Origin of the sequence: Paenibacillus sp. MY03, assembly GCF_002165585.1 — a bacterium.
Classification (GTDB): domain Bacteria; phylum Bacillota; class Bacilli; order Paenibacillales; family Paenibacillaceae; genus Pristimantibacillus; species Pristimantibacillus agaridevorans.
In genome coordinates, this window is record NZ_MXQD01000052.1 from 21750 (window position 1) to 42202 (window position 20453).

16 protein-coding genes are annotated in these 20453 nt (G+C 55.6%); all 16 read left to right on the plus strand.

What is annotated here, in order from left to right; translation table 11 throughout:
* The first annotated feature begins 19 nt into the window (after nucleotides 1–19).
* The 16 genes from ftsH to B1748_RS29815 all read left to right on the plus strand — a co-directional run bounded on the left by ftsH (nucleotide 20) and on the right by B1748_RS29815 (nucleotide 20399).
* Nucleotides 20–2023, plus strand: a complete 2004-nt coding sequence (ftsH, locus tag B1748_RS29735) for an ATP-dependent zinc metalloprotease FtsH (protein WP_087571593.1) — start codon at nucleotides 20–22, stop codon at nucleotides 2021–2023.
* A gap of 1093 nt (nucleotides 2024–3116) precedes the next feature.
* The gene (locus B1748_RS29745) at nucleotides 3117–4169 is read left to right on the plus strand and encodes a BMP family lipoprotein (RefSeq protein WP_087571595.1); all 1053 of its coding nucleotides are present in this window, start codon (nucleotides 3117–3119) and stop codon (nucleotides 4167–4169) included.
* Nucleotides 4170–4665: 496 nt separating this feature from the next.
* A complete protein-coding gene (locus B1748_RS29750; protein ID WP_087571596.1) occupies nucleotides 4666–6213 on the plus strand; it encodes an ABC transporter ATP-binding protein in 1548 nt (515 codons plus the stop codon).
* Between the two features lie 6 nt (nucleotides 6214–6219).
* The gene (locus B1748_RS29755) at nucleotides 6220–7305 is read left to right on the plus strand and encodes an ABC transporter permease (RefSeq protein ID WP_087571597.1); all 1086 of its coding nucleotides are present in this window, start codon (nucleotides 6220–6222) and stop codon (nucleotides 7303–7305) included.
* Between the two features lies 1 nt (nucleotide 7306).
* Complete coding sequence (locus B1748_RS29760; protein WP_087571598.1) at nucleotides 7307–8260, plus strand: ABC transporter permease; 954 nt, start codon at nucleotides 7307–7309, stop codon at nucleotides 8258–8260.
* Between the two features lie 175 nt (nucleotides 8261–8435).
* Nucleotides 8436–8783 carry an ArsR/SmtB family transcription factor gene (locus B1748_RS29765; protein WP_087571599.1) on the plus strand — a complete coding sequence of 116 codons (348 nt, stop codon included), beginning with the start codon at nucleotides 8436–8438 and terminating at the stop codon, nucleotides 8781–8783.
* Between the two features lie 35 nt (nucleotides 8784–8818).
* Nucleotides 8819–9325, plus strand: a complete 507-nt coding sequence (locus B1748_RS29770; RefSeq protein WP_087571600.1) for an SRPBCC family protein — start codon at nucleotides 8819–8821, stop codon at nucleotides 9323–9325.
* A gap of 60 nt (nucleotides 9326–9385) precedes the next feature.
* Nucleotides 9386–9778: a VOC family protein gene (locus B1748_RS29775; RefSeq protein ID WP_087571601.1), complete on the plus strand. Its 393-nt coding sequence runs from the start codon at nucleotides 9386–9388 to the stop codon at nucleotides 9776–9778.
* Between the two features lie 644 nt (nucleotides 9779–10422).
* Nucleotides 10423–11361, plus strand: a complete 939-nt coding sequence (nadA, locus tag B1748_RS29780) for a quinolinate synthase NadA (protein ID WP_087571602.1) — start codon at nucleotides 10423–10425, stop codon at nucleotides 11359–11361.
* Nucleotides 11362–11481: 120 nt separating this feature from the next.
* Nucleotides 11482–13095, plus strand: a complete 1614-nt coding sequence (gene nadB / locus B1748_RS29785; protein ID WP_087571603.1) for an L-aspartate oxidase — start codon at nucleotides 11482–11484, stop codon at nucleotides 13093–13095.
* Complete coding sequence (nadC, locus tag B1748_RS29790) at nucleotides 13088–13972, plus strand: carboxylating nicotinate-nucleotide diphosphorylase (protein ID WP_087571604.1); 885 nt, start codon at nucleotides 13088–13090, stop codon at nucleotides 13970–13972. Before nadB ends, nadC begins: the two co-directional genes overlap by 8 nt.
* Nucleotides 13969–14745: a type III pantothenate kinase gene (locus tag B1748_RS29795; RefSeq protein ID WP_087571605.1), complete on the plus strand. Its 777-nt coding sequence runs from the start codon at nucleotides 13969–13971 to the stop codon at nucleotides 14743–14745. The genes nadC and B1748_RS29795 overlap by 4 nt, the downstream gene beginning before the upstream one ends.
* Nucleotides 14745–15650, plus strand: a complete 906-nt coding sequence (hslO, locus tag B1748_RS29800) for an Hsp33 family molecular chaperone HslO (RefSeq protein WP_087571606.1) — start codon at nucleotides 14745–14747, stop codon at nucleotides 15648–15650. Before B1748_RS29795 ends, hslO begins: the two co-directional genes overlap by 1 nt.
* A gap of 17 nt (nucleotides 15651–15667) precedes the next feature.
* Nucleotides 15668–16624, plus strand: coding sequence for a peptidylprolyl isomerase (locus tag B1748_RS29805; RefSeq protein WP_087571607.1), 957 nt, complete (start codon nucleotides 15668–15670; stop codon nucleotides 16622–16624).
* Nucleotides 16625–17675: 1051 nt separating this feature from the next.
* Nucleotides 17676–18614: a cysteine synthase A gene (gene cysK, locus B1748_RS29810; RefSeq protein WP_087571608.1), complete on the plus strand. Its 939-nt coding sequence runs from the start codon at nucleotides 17676–17678 to the stop codon at nucleotides 18612–18614.
* 213 nt (nucleotides 18615–18827) lie between these two features.
* On the plus strand, nucleotides 18828–20399 hold the full coding sequence (locus tag B1748_RS29815) for an anthranilate synthase component I family protein (RefSeq protein WP_087571609.1): 1572 nt from the start codon (nucleotides 18828–18830) through the stop codon (nucleotides 20397–20399).
* Nucleotides 20400–20453 lie beyond the last annotated feature (54 nt).

The window sequence follows — 20453 nt, forward strand, 5'->3', positions numbered from 1 at the left end:
GTCTGAGAGGAGGTAGGGGATGAATCGGATCATCCGAAATACTGGTTTTTATTTGATCATCTTTTTGGTTACCGTTGGCATTTTCCAATATATTAGCGGCCAGGGGGACAACACCAAGCCGTTAAGATATGACGAGCTGCGGTCTCAGATTGAGGCTGGCAACGTGTCGGAGCTGACCGTGAAGTTCGACAATCAGTCCTACTTCATAACGGGCAAATATAAAAACACCCCCGAGGGTGTGGAGAGCGAGAACTTCACCTCCCGCGTCGGCAACAGCGCAGAGGCTAAGATCGCGGAGTGGTCGGAGCAATTCGGCTTCGAGCTGACGAACAAGGAGATGGACACGCCGAGCTTCTGGGTCACGTTCCTGACATCCATCATCCCGTTCATCCTGCTCTTTGTCCTGTTCTTCTTCCTGATGAACCAGGCACAGGGCGGCGGCGGCAAGGTCATGAACTTCGGCAAGAGCCGCGCGAAGCTCTACAACGAAGAGAAGAAGCGCGTCACGTTCGAGGACGTGGCCGGAGCGGATGAGGAGAAGCAGGAGCTGGTGGAGGTCGTCGACTTCCTGAAGGATCCCCGCAAGTTCAATCTCGTCGGCGCGCGCATACCGAAGGGCGTACTGCTCGTAGGTCCTCCGGGTACCGGTAAAACCTTGCTTGCGCGCGCGGTAGCGGGCGAAGCGGGCGTACCGTTCTTCAGCATCTCGGGCTCCGACTTCGTGGAGATGTTCGTCGGCGTCGGCGCATCCCGCGTACGGGACCTGTTCGAGAACGCCAAGAAGAACGCGCCTTGTATTATCTTCATCGACGAGATCGACGCGGTCGGCCGCCAGCGCGGCGCCGGACTTGGCGGCGGTCACGACGAGCGCGAGCAGACGCTCAACCAGATGCTGGTCGAGATGGACGGCTTCGGCTCCAACGAAGGCATCATTATTATCGCCGCGACGAACCGCGCGGATATTCTTGACCCGGCGCTGTTGCGTCCAGGCCGTTTCGACCGTCAGATTACGGTTGACCGTCCAGACGTTAAGGGCCGTGAAGCTGTACTGAAGGTTCATGCTCGCAACAAGCCGCTTACGGGCGAAGTAAAGCTGGACGTGATCGCGAGGCGCACGACGGGCTTCAGCGGCGCGGATCTGGAGAACTTGCTTAACGAAGCTGCGCTTCTGGCAGCCCGCCGCAACAAAAAAGAGATCAACATGGTCGACATCGACGACGCGATCGATCGCGTCATTGTCGGCACAGAGAAAAAGAGCCGCGTCATCAGCGACCGCGAGAAGCGGATCGTGGCTTATCACGAGGCTGGTCACACCATTGCCGGCTTCTTCCTGGAACATGCGGATCAGGTTCATAAGGTTACCATTATTCCGCGCGGACGCGCGGGAGGCTACGTCATCATGCTGCCTAAGGAAGACCGCATGCTGGTGACGAAGCAGGAGCTCCTGGACAAAGTGACAGGTCTCCTTGCTGGCCGCGTCGCCGAGGAGATCTTTATCGGCGAGATCGGTACAGGCGCTTACAGCGACTTCAAGTCCGCAACAGGCATCGTACGCAGCATGATCATGGAATACGGCATGAGCGACAGACTCGGCCCTATGCAATTCGGCAGCACTCAAGGTCAAGTATTCCTGGGCCGCGACATTGGCCACGAACAGAATTACTCGGATGCGATTGCATACGAGATCGACCAAGAGATGCAGACCATCATCAACGATTGTTACGACCGTGCCAGAAAGTTGTTGAACGAGAAGAGCGAAGAGATGCATCTGATCGCGAACACGCTTCTGACGGAAGAGACGCTGGAGATGGATCAGATCAAGTCCCTTATCGAGAAAGGCACGATGCCGACAGGCGGAGAAGGCGGCGGTACGCCGTCCGAAGCGTCCACGGCGGAGCCGATTATCGACGAGATCGGCGACGTGAAGGTGCGCATCCAGCCTCGCGAGGATGTCGATCCGAAGCCGGAGACGCCGGAAGGCGGAGGTTCTTCTTCCGAAGGCGATCCGAACAACAAAGCTTAAAGCTTAATGTTAGCTATACCCATAGCAAGTACGGACGTCCCGTCCCTCTCTCTGGAGAGGGCGGGACGTTTTTTTGTTTTTTGCAAAAATACAGGCAGGCATATGATTTCGACTTACTGTTTCTATATTTCTCGGAATGAGCGCGCTGCGCCGCGGCTGCAACCCGAGGAAAATCGGGTTAGAGCGAGCCGCGGAGCGACTTGGGGATGAAACAGCCTAATTTTTGAAATATTGGAAAGTAATTCGCAATATTTTTCTATATTGCTCGGAATGAAACACTCTGCCCCACCAGAAGACTGCACAGCCGTTCACCTTGGCAAATGAACTTGCCTAAGATAGCGCTCAATAGGGATCTCATCATTCCAAGTCACCCGTTAAGGTGGCTTGTTCTTGTATGCGATGCTGCAAACGGTTGGTGACCGAATATGGTGGAAAAATCCGCTATATTGCGTCGATGCAGGCAGAGGAGGGCGAATGTAGCGGAGAAATCCACTATATTGCGTCGCTGAAGGCAGAGGTGAGCAAATGTAGCGGAGAAATCCACTATAGTGCCTCGAAGCAGGCAAAGACGAGCAAATATAGTGGAGAAATCCACCATAGTGCCTCGAAGCAGGCAAAGACGAGCAAATATAGTGGAGAAATCCACTATATGGCGTCGATGTAGGCAGAGGTGAGCAAATGTAGCGGACAAATCCGCTATATTGCGTCGCTGAAGGCAGAGGTGAGCAAATGTAGAGGAGAAATCCACTATAATGCCTCGATGCAGGCAGAGGAGAGGGAATGTAGCTGAAAAATCCACGATATCGCACCAACACGGTCTGTGCACGATCAGTATCGCCGTATCGCCCGGGCCGCACATGCTAATTCCTTTAGCCATCGCTGCGCGGTTACGTTAGCAGTCGGATATAGGTGGAGCGGGGTCCAAGCCATTGGCGGTGTTCGACGCACAGGTACGGAGCTTATGGAGGGTAAGGGGAGTAAATGTTTTGCAAACACATTGAAATAATAGCGGCAGGAATTAGCAATACTACATACGAGCTGCCACACCATATCACATCACTTGTACATTGTACAAAAAGGGGAGATTGCGGCAATGAAAAAAACGTACAGCATGATGTTTTCGCTGCTACTCGCAATTACGCTGGTACTGTCCGGCTGCGGGGCGGGCAAGAATAACACCGCCAACCCGGGAGCGGGCACCGGCGGAAATAAAGTGGAGTCCGACGAAACAGGCAAGGACTTCCGGATCGGCATGGTAACGGACGTAGGCGGCGTTAACGATAAGTCCTTCAACCAGAGCGCTTGGGAAGCTCTGAAACGAGTAACTGCAGAGACCAGCGCTCAGACGAAGTTCCTGGAGTCCAAGGGCGAGGCCGACATGGAGCCGAACCTTAACAACTTCGTACGGGAAGGCTTTGATCTAACTTGGGGAATCGGTTTTTTGTTTACGGACGCGGTCGCGAAAGTAGCCAAGGAGAACCCGGATGCGAAGCTGGCCGTTATCGATACGGTCGTTGATGCGCCGAACGTGACGTCCATCACTTTTGCCGAACATGAAGGTTCGTTCCTGGTGGGCGTTGTGGCGGGCTTGATGACGAAGACGGACAAGATCGGCTTCGTGGGCGGACTTGAAATTCCCGTTATCAAACGTTTCGAAGCCGGCTTTCTGGCCGGCGTAAAAGCCGTGAAGCCTGACATTAAAGTCAACGTGGTATACACGGGCGCGTTCGATAAGCCGGATCTTGGCAAGAGCGCCGCGGCTACGATGTACAATAGCGGCATCGACATCATTTTCCACGCGTCCGGCGGTACGGGCAATGGCGTATTTAACGAAGCCAAGGACCGTAAGAAAAACGGCAAGGATGTATGGGTAATCGGGGTAGACAAGGACCAGTCGCTGGAATTCGGCGACGACGTTACGCTGACATCCATGATGAAAGGCGTAGAGACGGCTGTGCACAAGGTGTCGAGAGATCTGATCGCTGGCAACTGGCAAGGCGGCTCGGTGCAGGAGCTTGGTCTGAAGGACGACGCGGTTGGGTTGCCGGAGACCTCGAAGGCTAACGTCCCTGAGGAAGTATTGAAGCAAGTCGAAGAGTTCAAGGGCAGGATCGTTAGCGGCGAAATTACCGTTCCGACCAAATAAGCGGAAATCCACAGCGATAGCCATAACCACATTGTTCGTTCGTTTGTTGAAGCAGCGAGACCGGCAAGAGCCGGTCTTGTGCCGTTTGCTTAAAGTGCTGTTCAAAAAGTTTTTCACTTTCGTGATTGTCGGGAAATACAGGAAAGAATGGTTTCTTGGGGCATGGGGGAAGAGGAAGCCAACCAATCGTATGGCCTAATCGGAAGTAACGGGAAAAGTTCCCCCTAATCTTAAAGAATCGAGCTTTCTGCTTGTCTTAAAGGGAAAAGTGCCCACTAATCTTGTGGGTTTTGCTCAATGTAGGGATTCGATCGAAATTAGAGGGAGGAAATCCCTCTAAAACCTGGAAAATGGCGAGAATGGGGCAATTAGAGGGAGCTTTTCCTCTTATCCAGGAAGAATGATGATCGCCCCGTATAGGAAGATGTTTTTCTTATCTCTTGACTGGAATACCAGGCATGCAGACATTATATGCGGATCCCGGGAGTGATTAGGAATGGGTCAGAGCGGGGCAGTCGTACAGTTAAAGGGAATTACGAAACGATTTCCCGGACTGGTGGCGAACGATTCCATCGACTTGGAGCTGAAGAAAGGCGAGATCCATGCCTTGCTTGGGGAGAACGGCGCCGGCAAGTCGACGCTGATGAATATTCTGTTCGGCCTATATCAGCCGGACGAAGGGGAAATCTGGATTAACGGCGAGCGAACCGTCATTGACGGGGCTTCCAAGGCGATCGAGCTGGGCATTGGCATGGTGCATCAGCATTTCAAGCTGGTACAACCGTTTACGGTAGCGGAGAATATCGTTCTCGGCGATGAACCGAAGAAAGGCTTGAAGATCGACTACAAGCTCGCGAATCAGAGGGTACGAGAGATCTCCGGGCGTTATGGATTGAAGGTAGATCCGCAAGTGCGGATTCAAAATATTACGGTAGGCATGCAGCAACGGGTAGAGATTCTGAAAACATTGTATCGCGGCGCGGAAATCGTCATCTTTGACGAACCGACGGCCGTGCTTACCGTGCAAGAGATCGAGGAGCTAATCCAAATTATTCGGAATCTGGCCGCCGAAGGCAAGTCCATCATCATCATCACGCACAAGCTCAAGGAAGTGATGGCGCTCGCGAACACCGTGACGGTCATCCGCCGCGGCAAAGTCGTCCGCACGCTGCCGACAAGCGGCACGAACGAACGGCAGCTGGCGGAGCTGATGGTCGGCCGCGATGTGTCGTTCGAGGTCGAGAAGTCGCAGGCGAAGCCTGGCGAGGTGGTGCTGGACATTCGGAATCTTCGGATGAAGGGCGATCAAGGCAAGCCGGCGCTGGACGGTACAACGTTGCAGGTGCGGGCGGGCGAAATTTTTGGCATCGCAGGGGTAGACGGCAACGGTCAGAGCGAACTGATCTATGCCATTACCGGCATGCGCAAGGTACAAGAAGGCAATGTGTTTCTTAACGGCTCCGATCTGACGAACAAGTCGCCGCGCGACATCTCCGCGGCGGGCGTCGGCCATATCCCGGAGGATCGCCATAAGCATGGGCTGGTGCTGGACTTCTCTGTTAGCGAAAACATGATTCTGAACACGTACTTTCAGCCGGAATACGGCCGTTATGGTTTCGTGGACTTTAAGGCGATGGACAAGCTTGCGGCGGATCTCGTGGGCGAATACGACGTTCGGCTGTCAGGCATCCATACGGATGCAAGAGCGTTGTCCGGCGGCAATCAGCAGAAGGCTATTATCGGGCGGGAGCTGCACAAGGACCCCGACCTGATCATCGCGGTACAGCCGACGCGCGGTCTCGACATCGGCGCGATCGAATTCGTACATAATCGGCTCGTGGAGGCCCGAAATGGCGGCAAGGCCATCCTGCTCGTCTCCTTCGAGCTGGATGAGCTGTACGCGTTGTCTGACCGAATCGCGGTCATGTACGAAGGGAAGCTGGTCGGAGAGGTGGATGCAGACAACCGCAACGACGAAGAGCTCGGTCTGCTTATGTCGGGCAACACGGATACAGCCGGGATTCCGGGACAAAGGGGGAGCTAGCGGGATATGGACACGACCAAAAAAATATTCAACAAATCCTCGCTTCTCGTCCCGCTGGTCTCCATTGTACTGGGTCTGATTATTGGAGCGATCGCGATGCTGGCCGGCGGGTACAATCCCATTTTGGCTTACACCTCCCTCTTCGAAAGATTGTTCGGCAGCCCCTACCATATGGGCGAGGCGATTCGGGCCATCACGCCGCTTATCTTTACTGGCATCGCGGTAGCTTTTGCCTTCCGGACAGGACTGTTCAATATCGGGGTAGAGGGTCAATTCGTTATGGGAATGACGGGGGCGACGTTGATCGGCGTGCTCCTGGATTTGCCGTGGTACATTCATGGACCGCTCGCCATTGTGACGGGTGCCTTGTTCGGGGGATTATGGGCCGGAATTGTCGGCTTCCTTAAGGCGACGAGGGGCGTTAACGAGGTCATCTCGTCCATCATGTTGAATTGGACGGCGCTGTACCTTGCCAATTACATCGTTGCTGCATTTTTGCTGGAGCCGGGCCAACAGAAATCGAGGCCGATCCACGCCTCCGCGCTTATGCATATCGACTGGCTGATCGAGCTGATGGACAGGGCCAGAATGCACTGGGGCACCTTGATCGCCTTGCTTGGCGTAGCGGTGTTCTATCTGCTGCTCTGGCGTACGAAACAAGGCTACGAGCTGCGCGCGGTTGGCCATAATCCCGACGCGGCGCTGTATGCGGGGATGAACGTCAACCGGACGATCGTCAAATCGATGATGATCAGCGGCGTGTTCGCAGGTCTGGGCGGGGTATTCGAGGTGCTCGGCGTATTCGGAAATCAAACCATTATGGCAGCATCCCCGGGATACGGCTTCGACGGCATCGCGGTTGCGTTGCTCGGCGGCAATACGCCAGTCGGCGTGCTGCTTGCCTCCATTCTGTTCGGCGGACTCAGCTACGGTTCTTCCGGCATGAGCTTTGGCGCCGGCGTTCCTTCGGAGATCGTCCGGATCGTAATCGGTTCCGTTATTTTCTTTGTAGCCGCTCATGGCATCGTAAAATATATGCTGAAGCCGTTTATGCAGAAGCGCTCGGCGGACAAGCGGAAGGAGGCGGCTTGACATGGAGGTATGGGGTCAACTTATCAATACGACGCTGGTGTTCTCTACCGCGCTTATCTTCGCTGCCTTGGGAGGCATGTTCTCGGAGCGTTCCGGCGTTGTCAACATCGGCCTGGAGGGTTTGATGGTATCCGGCGCGTTCGCCGCCGCGGTTGCGACGCATTCGGCATCGGAGGCGGGCTTCGGAAGCGGTTCGCCTTGGATCGGATTGATCGCCGCCGTTGTCTACGGCGTGTTGTTTTCGCTTCTGCACGCGGTGGCAACTATTACATTTAAGTCGGATCAGACGGTCGTCGGCGTCGTCATTAACATCCTGGCGCTTGGCGTCGCGATCTACTTTACGCGCAGTCTGTATGATGGATCGGTGCAGACGCCCCAGCTATACGACGTATTTTCCAAGGTGTCGATTCCCTTATTGACAGACATCCCGATCCTCGGGGAAGGGTTTTTCCATGCGTACCCGACGACCTATATCGTGGCCATACTGGTCGCCGTCAGCTTTTTCATACTCTTTAAGACGCCGTTCGGACTGCGCCTGCGCGCTGTAGGGGAGCATCCCAGCTCCGCTGACACGGTCGGCATCAACGTATCCAGGTATCGCTACATTGGCGTTATGCTGAGCGGCGCGCTGGCCGGACTCGGCGGCGCAACGATTACGTTGACGACCACGAGCAGCTTCGCGTACAACACGATCTCCGGCCAGGGCTTCATCGCGCTGGCGGCGCTCATCTTCGGCAAGTGGAATCCGCTCGGACTTGCCGGAGCGGCCGTCTTCTTCGGCTTCGCGCAAGCGATCCGGAACTTCGCCCAACTGTTCGACTGGTCGAAGAACATCCCAACGGAAGTGTTCTACATGCTGCCGTATGTCCTCACCTTGATCGTGCTCGCTGCCGCGGTCGGCCGCTCGAGCGCCCCGTCGGCGCTTGGACAGCCTTATGATCCTGCGAGGCGATGACTTCTTGAAACATGCCGGACCTGAGCTGACCCTTGGTCTGGTTTTTTCTATTTTGAAGGCTGTGCATGCTGCGAAGAACTAAGAAGAAGCTGCCGCAAGAGTGCCGTTCAGGGTGCGACTCTTATATTCAACCAAATGGTTGACTAAAATAGGCGAAGGAAGTATACTTAACTACATGGTTGAATATCCGATAAACGAAGAACAGTTGGATCAAGTGTTTCATGCGCTGTCCGACCCGACACGCAGAGGAATGGTGCGTATGCTGGCGCAAGAGGAACGCACGGTGACGGAGCTTGCTGCTCCGTTCGACATGTCGCTGGCCGCGGCGTCCAAGCATATCAAGGTTTTGGAGCAAGCAGGGCTGCTGCAGCGGACTGTGCATGGACGCACGCATACCTGCAAGCTGGATTCCAGGGTGCTGGCGCGGGCGACGCGGTATTTGCAGTTCTACGAGAGGTTTTGGAGCGCGCAGTTCGACACGCTGGAGATGGAGCTCAACAAGGCGAAAAGCGAGGAACATTAAGTCGACCTACAGACAGAGGGGAGGGAATTGGGATCATGCACGAAACAAAGGAGGATCACGCATCTTATACGACGTTGACGATGGTTCGCCAGTTTGACGTCAAGCCGGAGCGGTTATTCGATGCCTGGATCAACCCGCAGATGATGCGCAAATGGCTGATGACTATGGAAGCGACCAACAAGGTGGCGACATGCGACCCTCGCGTGGGAGGCACATGGGAAATCGTCGATGTCCGGGATGGCGTTGAGTACAGGGCGATTGGCGAGTACTTGGAGGTGGATCCTCCGCACAAGCTGGTGCTTACGTTCCGCATGCCGCAATTCAACGATTCGGTGGACACATTGACGGTGAAGATCAAGCCGCTCGGCAAAGGCTGCGAGATGGTATTTACCCAAGTCATCCGCGTTCCGCATGAGGAAGGCTGGAGAGAGGCCGAGATTGCAAGGGCGATGCAGGAATACCACGATGGTTCGCAGCATGGCTGGAACCTGATGTTCGTAGGATTGCAGCAGCTTCTAATGGCTCAGGAGAACGAAGGTTAGTCTTCGAGTTGGAAAAACGCATGCAAGTAAGTACTTAATTATAAAAAGGAGAGGTGCAACATGCAGAAAATTAATACGTTCTTGATGTTCGAGGGACAAGCAGAGGAAGCGATGAACTTCTACATATCTTTGTTCGAGGATTCCGAGGTGCTGAGCATGACCAAGTACGGTCCTGAAGGCCCGGGCCGCGAAGGATCGATCATACATGCTTCGTTTGCGCTGAAGGGTCAAACTTATATGTGCATCGACAGCCATGTTAAGCACGGATTCACGTTTACGCCGGCCATCTCTCTTTACGTCCACTGCGAATCGGAAGAGGAGATCGAAACGCTGTGCGGCAAGCTGCTTGATGGCGGAAGTGCGCTTATGCCGCTAGGGGAGTATGGCTTTAGCAAGAAATTTGCTTGGGTCAAGGATCGTTTTGGCGTTACCTGGCAGTTGAACCTGGCTTAATGTTATTGGAATGCCCGAATGAAGCAAACGCACTAGCTGCAATGAAGCTCGCCTCGCTGGCTGGCTTCTTTTTGCTTTTTTCCGTATGATCATTTGCAGAAGCTTGATTTGGACTTGCATAAGGAGCAATGCAACCTGAATGACAGCAATCGGAAGCAATCAAAGCTTAATATCCATTAAATACTGCGCGAAGGCGATAATTGGGCTCCCAAGCGGCTCAGAACGCGTATTCCTCCATTGACATACCCCTCTGTCAAGTGTAAATTAAATCTTAATTACACAACCGTAACTGCTACTGTCTGGAACGATGGGGGTCGACGCGGAATCCCGATGCATTTTGATATAGAGAAACAATGGGTCGGGAATGAAGAGTAAGCATGGTCTACAATGATAAACCGCTTTTTGGGTCACACTAAAGGTAATGGAATCCCATAGTTTGTGCATCAATTCACAAAGTTGGCGAAGACTCGGACAAAATGACGTGGAGTACCGCATGAAGGAACGAGAACAGCCGCATCAAGATATAACTGGACGGAATGGGACGAGCGACGAGGAGTTTCGCTGCAGATGCCGAGAACATGGCGGCAGGGCGGATGCAAGAGCGCTGATGAGCCCATATCCCTCATAAGAGGAGAGGATCTAACGTGGAAGCACTGGCACTGGAACGCAAGGCGGAACAAAACCGCGAGCTGCGCGAGAAGCTGATGCAATTGAAGAAGGAACGCAACGCTATCATTCTTGCTCATTACTATCAACGCGACGAAATTCAGGAGGTGGCGGACTTCCGCGGCGACTCGTTCCTGCTGGCGCAGAAGGCTGCCCAGACGGACGCGGACGTCATCGTATTCTGCGGCGTGCACTTCATGGGCGAGAGCGCAAAGATTTTGGCGCCGAACAAGACGGTCATCATTCCCGACGAACGTGCGGGCTGCCCTATGGCGGATATGGTTAACGTCGACGGACTGCGCAAGCTAAAGGCTCAGCATCCCAATGCGAAGGTCGTCACGTACATCAACTCGTCGGCCGAGATCAAGGCGGAGACGGATATTTGCTGTACGTCGGCTAATGCCGTCAAGGTCGTCAATTCGGTGGAAGGCGACGAGGTGATCTGGGTACCGGACAAGAACCTCGGCCACTACGTGCAGCAGAACACCGACAAAAAGATGATCATCTGGGAAGGTTACTGCAACACGCACGATATGCTCACCGTCAAGGACGTCGAAGAGATGAAGGCGAAGTATCCGAACGCGCAATTCGTCGTGCATCCGGAGTGCCGTCCAGAGGTTGTCGAGCTGGGCGACTTCGTCGGCAGCACGACGGCGATCATCAAGTATTGCCGCGAGTCCGATTGCCAGGAGTTTATCGTCGGCACGGAAGACGGCACCGGCTACCAGCTGCGTCTGGACAGCCCCAACAAGACATTCCATTTTGCATCCAAATATTTGGTCTGCCCGAACATGAAGGTTAACAATTTGAAGAAGCTCGTGAAGTGTCTGGAGACGATGCAGCCTCAAATCTACGTGCCCCCTCATGTAGCGGAACAAGCCCGTCTGTCGCTCGAGCGCATGCTGCTGGTGAAGTAGCATGCGCTGCTCCCTTATTGGGGCAGTCGCGACAGTCCGGTCAGGTTAGGCAGCAGCACTCCGTAAGAGCAACATAGCAAGCCTGAAGCTTAGATGCACGCCAAATCAGGAGGAGCACACATGATTCCTAGATACCTCATCGACGTGGAGCTGGATACGCTGCCGGTCGTAGAGAAAGATGTCATTGTCATCGGGGCCGGCATTGCCGGTCTTTTTACCGCTATACGCTCGAGCGAACAGCATTCGGTGCTGATGATCACGAAGAAATCATTGCTTGACAGCAATACGCGCTACGCGCAAGGCGGCATCGCGGCCGTTATATCCGAGGACGATTCGCCGGCCTACCATCGGCAGGACACGCTGATCGCCGGAGCCGGCCTATGCGACGACGAAGCCGTCGACGTGCTGGTGCACGAAGGGCCTAAGGGCGTACGCAGCCTCATCAAAATGGGCACCCAGTTCGACCTCGAAAACGGCGAGTTCGCCTTGACCAAGGAAGGCGCTCACAGCCAGCGCCGCATCCTCCATGCCAACGGCGACGCGACCGGCTATGAGATTGTCCGCGCGCTCTCGGAGACGGCCATGTCGACGCCGGGCATCGAGGTATGGGACGATCACTTCGTTATCGACCTTGTGACGGAGGATGGCGTCTGCTGCGGAGCTATCGTGCAAAAGCCCAGCGGAGAGCGGCTGTTCGTGCGCGGCAAGGCGACTATTCTATGCTCCGGCGGCGCGGGTCAGCTATACCGCTACACGACGAATCCCGAAGTCGCGACCGGCGACGGCGTAGCTATGGCTTACCGCGCAGGCGCTTACATACGAGACCCCGAATTTATCCAGTTCCATCCCACTTCGCTCTGCTATCCCGGCGCGCCAAGGTTTCTGATCTCGGAAGCCGTTCGCGGCGAGGGAGCCGTCCTGCGGAATATCAGGGGCGAGCGTTTTATGCACAAATATCACGAGCAGCTGGAACTTGCGCCGCGCGACGTCGTCGCCCGGGCGATCGTCAGCGAGATGGAGGAGACGCGTTCCACCTTCGTCTATATCGATATCACGCATGAATCGGCGGAGATGGTGAAACATCGCTTCCCTACGATCTACCAAACCTGTTTGACATACGGCCTCGATCTGACGTCCGACTGGATTCCCGTCGCTCCTGCGATGCACTATATGATGGGCGGAGTAAAGACGGATCTTAACGGCGAGACGAATATCAAGCGGCTCTTCGCCTGCGGCGAAGTGTCGTCGACGGGCGTTCACGGCGCGAACCGGCTGGCGAGCAACTCGCTCTCCGAGGCGATCGTCTACGGGCGCCGCATCATTAAGCGTATCGAGGAGCTGGGACCGAACGACGTCCAGCCAAAGGTCGTCAATAAGGTTGTCCGCAGCTCCGTCTCCATGCAAGCCGTGGTAGAGCGCCGACTGAAGCTGCAGAAGGTCATGGTCCGGTATGCGGGTTTGCGGCGCAATGAAAACGGTCTGCGCAAAGGTCTGGAGGAGCTGAAGCGGCAATTGCCGATCTTCCAGGCTACGTTGACGGAACGCGAGCAATACGAGTTCGCCAACTTGCTGACCTGCGCGCTTCTCACGACGGAAGCGGCGCTGCAGCGTGAGGAGAGCCGCGGCGCGCATTACAGGGAGGACTTCCCGGCGAAGGACGATCTTGTATGGCGCAAGCATACGATCCTACATCATACTCAAGGCATAACCGAGGAGCGAATAGAACATGTTTGAATGGACGACGGGCGGGTACGACGAAGCGCTGCGGACCCAGATTAGAAGCTGGCTGGCCGAAGACATCGGCAACGGCGATATTACGACCGAGACGACGATACCGGCCGATTCGCAGTCCAAGGCCGTGATCCACGTAAAGGAGAGCGGCATCATCGCGGGCATTCCGGTGGCGAAGCTTGTATTTGAGGTCGTCGATCCTTCCCTTGTCTTTACCGCGCTTGTCCGGGATGGGGACTCGGTGACAAAGGGTACGGTTATTATAGAGGTGGAAGGCAGCACGCATAGCCTGCTGACGGGGGAGCGTCTGGCGCTTAACCTGATGCAGCGGCTGTCCGGCATCGCCACCAAGACGAATGCTTTCGTGCAGAAGCTGCAAGGGCTTCCCGCACGTCTCGTGGACACTCGCAAAACAACTCCCGGCCACCGTCTGCTGGAGAAATACGCGGTACGGGTAGGAGGCGGAGCCAACCATCGGTTCGGCCTATACGACGCCGTCATGATTAAGGACAACCATATCAAGGGCGCGGGCGGCATCACGGCAGCCGTACAGGCTTCGCGGAGCCGCATTCCGCATACGATGAAGATCGAAGTGGAGACGGAGTCGATCGCGCAGGTCGAGGAGGCTCTGGCTTGCGGCGCGGACATCATCATGCTGGACAACATGGACAACGAACGAATGACAGAGGCGGTCAAGCTGATCAAAAGCCGCTCCCCGCATGTTATCGTCGAAGCTTCCGGCGGCGTGAATCTGGATACGATTCATGGCATCGCCGCATGCGGCGTTGACGTCATCTCCGTCGGCGGACTCACCTACTCGTTCAATGCGCTGGACATCAGTCTGGACCTGGGCGAGAAGAAGGGCGGTTCTTCGCAATGATTTTGGTCATCGACGTTGGCAACACTAACATCGTTATTGGCGTCTATAAGGGTATGGAGCTGCTTCATCATTGGCGTCTCAGCACCAACCGCTCTGCCACCGTGGACGAGTATGGCATCAACATACACAATTTGTTCGGCTACGCGGGCATCAAGACGGATCAGATCGAGGGCGTCATTATCTCCTCCGTCGTTCCGCCGCTTATGCGCATGCTGGAGCAGCTGTGTCTCAAATACATGCGCAAGGCGCCGCTTATCGTGGGTCCCGGCGTAAAGACGGGGCTTAATATTCGGTACGAAAACCCGCGCGAGGTGGGGGCGGACCGAATCGTCAACTCCGTGGCCGGCATCGAGAAGTACGGCACGCCGCTTATCGTGGTGGATTTCGGCACGGCGACGACGTTCGACTACATCGACGAGGGTGGCAATTACCTCGGCGGCGCGATCGTGCCGGGCATCGGGATCTCGACGGAGGCGCTGTATCAGCGCGCCGCGAAGCTGCCGCGCATCGAGCTGGCGAAGCCGAAGAGCGTCATTGGACGCAATCCGGTGACGTCGATGCAGGCGGGCATTATTTTTGGCTATGCGGGGCAGGTTGACGGGATTGTGGGCAGAATCAAGGCCGAATTCGGCGTAAAGCCCAGAGTCGTCGCGACGGGCGGATTGGCTGAGCTGATCGCCGCAGAATCGGATACAATAGAAGAAGTGGATCCTCTACTGACGTTGGAAGGTCTTCGCATTATCTACGAACGGAATCAGGAGGGGCAATCATAATGGAGCAAGGGCAATTGAACGACATTCTGGTGCGCGGAACGGCCTGGGGCGGCAAAATTCGCGTGTTCGCCTGCCGGACGACCAATCTGGTGGAAGAGCTTCGCCGCAGACATGATACGTTCCCGACGGCTACGGCCGCGCTGGGCCGGACTTTATCCGTCGGCGCGATGATGGGCGCGATGCTCAAGGGCAAGGAGAAGCTGACGATTCAAGTAAAGGGCGACGGACCGATCGGACAAGTCGTCGTTGACGCGAATGCGGATGGCGAAGTGCGCGGCTATGTGGAGAATCCTCAGGCGCATCATGGCAGTAACGAACATGGCAAGCTCGACGTGGCAGGCGCGGTCGGCACGAGCGGTTATGTGCACATTACGAAGGATCTGGGGCTTAAGGAGCCGTATCGCGGCAGTGTTCCGATTATTTCGGGCGAGCTCGCGGAGGACTTCACCTATTATTTTGCGGTATCGGAGCAGACGCCTTCGGCGGTTGGCGTGGGCGTGCTGGTGGATACCGACAATTCGGTGCTTCATGCGGGCGGCTACATCGTACAACTGCTGCCGGGTCTAAGCGATGCGGAGATTACGCGTCTGGAACAAGCGATCGGGGTTATGCCGCCGGTCACGACGCTGCTGTCGCAAGGCGAGACGCCCGAAGGGCTGCTTAAGCGGGTTGTGGGCGAGGATGTCGTTATTCATAGCACGATGGATCTTGCCTTTAAGTGCCAATGCACCGCCGAGCGCGTGGAGCAGACGTTGATCAGTTTGGGGCAGCAGGAAATTCAGAACATTATCGACGAAGACGGCCAAGCGGAAGTCGTCTGCCACTTCTGCAACGAGGCATTTACTTTTGGACAAGCGCAGCTGGAGCAGTTGTTGGAGCAGGCCAAACCTAAGCCAGTTCAATAACCGGAGGCCAGGAAACTATGAAAAGAGGAGAAGTGCTGAAGGCAGTCGTCATTCTGCAAGCGATCTGCTTGATTGCGCTGACGGGGGCCGTGCTGGTAAAGATGTTGCCGAATGCTTTCGGCCGAGGGACGGACGTTGCTCCCCCCGTGGAGGACGGCGAGGGCCCGGAGGTCCTGCCGGGAGACGAGGCGATCGCCTCGGTAGGCGGCAAGCCGATTACAAGGCGCCAATTGACCGAGGAGCTGTACAAGCAATACGGCGATGCCGTGCTTCGGACGCTGATGCTTCGCGAGGCGATGGGGTTGGAAGCGGCCAAGAAGGGCATCAAGGTAACGCAAGAGGAGATAGACCGCGAACTGGCATTGTCGGCCGAAGGGTACGAGAGCGAGGAGCGGTTTTTTACCGTTATGGAGGAGCAGCTGGGACTTCGCAGGGAGCAGGTCATGGAGGATATCCGCTACAGGCTGCTGCTCGAGGCTATTACTGCGGCTACGGTGACGGTGACGGACGAGGAGGCGCGGCAATTTATTGACGAGCATCCGGAGCGATTTGCACCCAGGACGGAGTACCATCTGCGATGGATTCTTACGGAGACGCGGCGGCAGAGCAATGATATTGTCGACAAGCTGACGGACGGCGATTCGTTCGAAGAGCTGGCGAAGGCGTACTCCATGGACGAGTTTACGCGCGATACGGGCGGCGATCTCGGCTTTATCGAGGCGGAGGACCCGTTCTACGACGGCGCGATGCTCGCCGAAGCCGGTCTGCTCTCTATCGGGGAGACGGCCGGCCCCATCGCGCTGGAGTCTGGCTTCGCCGTCATTCAGCTCATGGGAGCGAAGTCGACGGAGGTGCTCACAGGCGGGCTCTTGCTCGCCTCGGTGCGCAAACAGCTTGCGCTGGAGCGGGCGAAGCCGATGGCCGAGATGGAGCAGGAGCTGCTCGCCCGGCATGAGGCGGTTGTGATGAAGTGAAGTAGCGAAGGGCGCGGCCGCTGGACGGTTGCGTCTTTTTGTCGTTTCAGGCGTGCTGTGTTGGGCGGTCCAGTTTGGCAGTTGAGCTCGCTGATGCCTGCCGGTTGTTCGTTGCTGCTTAAACCACCGCTACAATTGGCTGCCACAGCGAACATCGACGTATTATAGCGGATTATTCCGCTACAATTGGCTTCCAGAGCCAACATCGAGGCATTATAGCGGACTTCTCCGCTATAATTGGGTGCCACAGCCAACATCGACGTATTATAGCGGATTACTCCGCTATAATTGGGTGCCACAGCCAACATCGACGTATTATAGCGGATTACTCCGCTACAATTGGGTGCCACAGCCAACATCGACGTATTATAGCGGACTTCTCCGCTAAAATTGGCTGCCACAGCAAATATCGAGGCATTATAGCGGATTACTCCGCTACAATTGGGTGCCACAGCCAACATCGACGTATTATAGCGGACTTCTCCGCTACAATTGGTTTCCACAGCGAACAACGAGGCATTATAGCGGACTTCTCCGCTAAAATTGGCTGCCACAGCGAACTTCGACGTATTATAGCGGATTACTCCGCTACAATTGGCTTCCAGAGCCAACATCGAGGCATTATAGCGGACTTCTCCGCTACAATTGGCTGCCGCAGCCAACATCGAGGCATTATAGCGGAATACTCCGCTACAATTGGCTTCCACAGCCTACATCAGTTTGGATGCGTCGAGTTAGAAATTTCATGCACAAGTGCGGTGGCGGTTTGAGAGTTGGTGGCGACGCGGTAGTATTGGTGTTGAAGCAGCTTCTGGCAGGATTGGCAGCACTGTCTCCCATGTGTGTGATTCGGCGAATGCGGGTTTGGGGAAGTTAGAGTAACTATGAAGTATGCATCAGTCCGGAGCATGAAGGGTCATCCGTATTCTCGTGCGGTTTCAAACCGGAAATTCGCCTGCAAAGTAGCTATTGACAACGGAAGCATGAGATTGTTAAGATGGAATAAGTATAATACCAACTATTTTAGTCGGATTAAGGAGGCTTTTCACTCATGGCAAGAATTGTGCAAAGCATTACAGAACTTATCGGCGATACACCACTGGTTCGTCTGAACCGCCTCGTACCTGAAGATAGCGCAGAAATATACGTGAAGCTGGAGTACCAGAACCCGGGAGCAAGCGTAAAGGACCGCATCGCGATCAGCATGATCGAAGTAGCGGAGCAAGAAGGCTTATTGAAGCCGGGAGACACGATCGTCGAGCCGACATCCGGCAACACGGGTATCGGTCTTGCTATGGTAGCGGCAGCTAAGGGCTACAAGGCTATTTTGGTTATGCCTGAGACGATGAGCCTTGAGCGTCGCAACCTGCTTCGCGCATACGGCGCGGAACTCGTGCTGACGCCAGGATCGGAAGGCATGAACGGCGCAGTTCGCAAGGCAGAAGAACTGGTGAAGGAGAATGCGACATACTTCTTGCCGCAACAATTCAAGAACCAGGCGAACGTGAAGATTCACCGCGAGACGACGGGACCTGAGATCGTAGAAGCGATCAACTCCCTCGACGGCAAGCTTGACGCGTTTATCGCGGGTATTGGCACGGGCGGCACGATCTCTGGCGCAGGCGAAGTGCTTAAGCAGAACTTCGAAGGCATCAAGATCTATGCGGTAGAGCCTGCGGCTTCCCCGATCTTATCCGGCGGCACCCCCGGTCCGCATAAAATTCAAGGCATCGGCGCCAACTTCGTGCCGGACATTCTGAACCGCGAGATCTATGACGGCGTTCTTACTGTCGAGAACGAAGAAGCGTTCGAATACGCTCGTCGCGCGGCGAAAGAAGAAGGCATCCTTTGCGGCATCTCCTCCGGAGCGGCTATCAGCGCGGCGCTGAAAGTGGCAAAAGAGTTGGGTAAAGGCAAGCGCGTTGTCGCTATCGTTCCGAGCAACGGCGAACGTTACCTCAGCACGCCGCTGTTCAACTTCGAGAACTAAGACTACGCGATTCATGCTGCACGCATCCCATCATGAGGCATCCTGGCGGTATAGGGAGAAGGACCGATGACGGCGAGTGGCGAATTTGCATGACACAGCGCAACGAAATATACCGAAGTGCCTTTCATTCTGCGGAGTGGAAGGCGCTTTTCTTTTGCGGGCCGATTCGGTATACTAGGCGCTAACAAGAAAGAAGGACGGGGGGCGAAGGTGATGGTCACCGCTTGGGAAGAATGGCTTCGGTGGCGTGCCGAAGGGAAGTATACGACGTTGCCCTGCGTACTGGAGCTGCCTTATCAACCGCATGGCGGAGATATAATCGCTTCCTGGGAGGAAGTGTGGCAGGACGCATCGCCGTATGCGTTCGTACTGGAGAGCGGCAAGGTCGGCAGCTTCACTTATTTGGGAGCGCATCCCGATGGCGTTATTAGGGGCAAAGGGCTGGAAGCCGAGTCGATGACCTTTCTGTCGCTCGATGAGCAGGCCGCCCAGCGCAAGCGCTGGAAGGGCAAGCCGCTGGACATCGTTCGTCAGTGGATGGGCGACAGCCGGGGTCCGCGTCTGGATCGGGGGCCGAAGTGGTTGGGCGGCTGCGCGGGCTTCTGGAGTTACGACATCGTTCGCACCATCGAGAAGCTGCCTGAGGTCGCTGCAGACGACACGAATATTCCGGACTACTTGTTCATGCGGATGAATGAGATCTGGGTTGTCGACCATGAGCGTTCCGTTGTTTATTGCGTCGTCCATAGTCCGGTCGAGATCGATACCTCGGAGGAGGCGCTTCGCGAGGTATATGATCGGTCCGTGTCCCGGACGGAAGGGATGGCCGATTATTGGCTGACTTGGTTCGAGGAAGAGAAGGCGACAGGTCGCGCGCAGGCTTTGCGTGAACGCCGGAAGGCGCTGCTGGAAAATGATTCGCTCCACATTAATATCGAAGAGCTGCAAGGGCTGAGCTCGCCGTTTACGAAGGATGCGTTTCAGGATGCCGTTCGCCGGATACAGGATTACATCGGGCAAGGGGATGTGTTCCAGGTAAATCTGTCCCAGCGGCAGAGCCGCAAGGTAGAGGCAGCGCCCGAGGAGCTGTACGAATGGCTGCGATTGTTTAATCCATCGCCTTATATGGGCTTTCTGCGTTGTCCCGATTTTCAGCTGGTATCCGCTTCGCCGGAGCTGCTGGTCGAGCTCGTGGACGGCCGGCTCGGTACGCGTCCCATCGCGGGCACCAGGCGCCGAGGGCGTACGGAAGAAGAGGATTTGCGTTTCGAAGAGGAGCTGCGCACGAACGAGAAGGAGATCGCCGAGCATATTATGCTCGTCGATCTGGAGCGCAACGATCTTGGACGTATTTCCAGGTACGGCACGGTAAAGGTAAAGGAGCTTATGGTCATCGAACGTTATTCTCACGTGATGCATCTCGTTTCGCAGGTCGATGGTGAGCTTGCCGAGGGTAAGGATGCTTATGATGTCATTGCCGCGACATTTCCTGGCGGCACGATCACGGGAGCGCCGAAAATTCGAACGATGGAGATCATCGAGGAGCTGGAGCCCGTTCGCCGCGGTCCTTATACAGGATCGATGGGATGGATTGACTATAACGGAGATATGGAATTTAATATTATTATTAGAACGATGGCGGTGCAGGACGGGATTGTGCACATTCAAGCCGGAGCGGGCATCGTGATCGATTCCGATCCGGAACGCGAATATTACGAGTCTCTGAGCAAGGCCAAGGCGCTGTGGAAGGCAATCGAATACAGCGGCCGTTTCGCGGCGGAGTAGAGCAGAGCAAAGCAAAGTAGTCGTATTCACGATGAGAAGAGAAGAGGACGAGGG

Excerpts from the sequence above, each read along its gene's own strand:
- ftsH (WP_087571593.1), top strand. The coding sequence starts at position 20 with ATGAATCGGATCATCCGAAATACTGGTTTTTATTTGATCATCTTTTTG.
- B1748_RS29745 (WP_087571595.1), top strand. The coding sequence starts at position 3,117 with ATGAAAAAAACGTACAGCATGATGTTTTCGCTGCTACTCGCAATTACG.
- B1748_RS29750 (WP_087571596.1), top strand. The coding sequence starts at position 4,666 with ATGGGTCAGAGCGGGGCAGTCGTACAGTTAAAGGGAATTACGAAACGA.
- B1748_RS29755 (WP_087571597.1), top strand. The coding sequence starts at position 6,220 with ATGGACACGACCAAAAAAATATTCAACAAATCCTCGCTTCTCGTCCCG.
- B1748_RS29760 (WP_087571598.1), top strand. The coding sequence starts at position 7,307 with ATGGAGGTATGGGGTCAACTTATCAATACGACGCTGGTGTTCTCTACC.
- B1748_RS29765 (WP_087571599.1), top strand. The coding sequence starts at position 8,436 with ATGGTTGAATATCCGATAAACGAAGAACAGTTGGATCAAGTGTTTCAT.
- B1748_RS29770 (WP_087571600.1), top strand. The coding sequence starts at position 8,819 with ATGCACGAAACAAAGGAGGATCACGCATCTTATACGACGTTGACGATG.
- B1748_RS29775 (WP_087571601.1), top strand. The coding sequence starts at position 9,386 with ATGCAGAAAATTAATACGTTCTTGATGTTCGAGGGACAAGCAGAGGAA.
- nadB (WP_087571603.1), top strand. The coding sequence starts at position 11,482 with ATGATTCCTAGATACCTCATCGACGTGGAGCTGGATACGCTGCCGGTC.
- nadC (WP_087571604.1), top strand. The coding sequence starts at position 13,088 with ATGTTTGAATGGACGACGGGCGGGTACGACGAAGCGCTGCGGACCCAG.
- B1748_RS29795 (WP_087571605.1), top strand. The coding sequence starts at position 13,969 with ATGATTTTGGTCATCGACGTTGGCAACACTAACATCGTTATTGGCGTC.
- hslO (WP_087571606.1), top strand. The coding sequence starts at position 14,745 with ATGGAGCAAGGGCAATTGAACGACATTCTGGTGCGCGGAACGGCCTGG.
- B1748_RS29805 (WP_087571607.1), top strand. The coding sequence starts at position 15,668 with ATGAAAAGAGGAGAAGTGCTGAAGGCAGTCGTCATTCTGCAAGCGATC.
- cysK (WP_087571608.1), top strand. The coding sequence starts at position 17,676 with ATGGCAAGAATTGTGCAAAGCATTACAGAACTTATCGGCGATACACCA.
- B1748_RS29815 (WP_087571609.1), top strand. The coding sequence starts at position 18,828 with ATGGTCACCGCTTGGGAAGAATGGCTTCGGTGGCGTGCCGAAGGGAAG.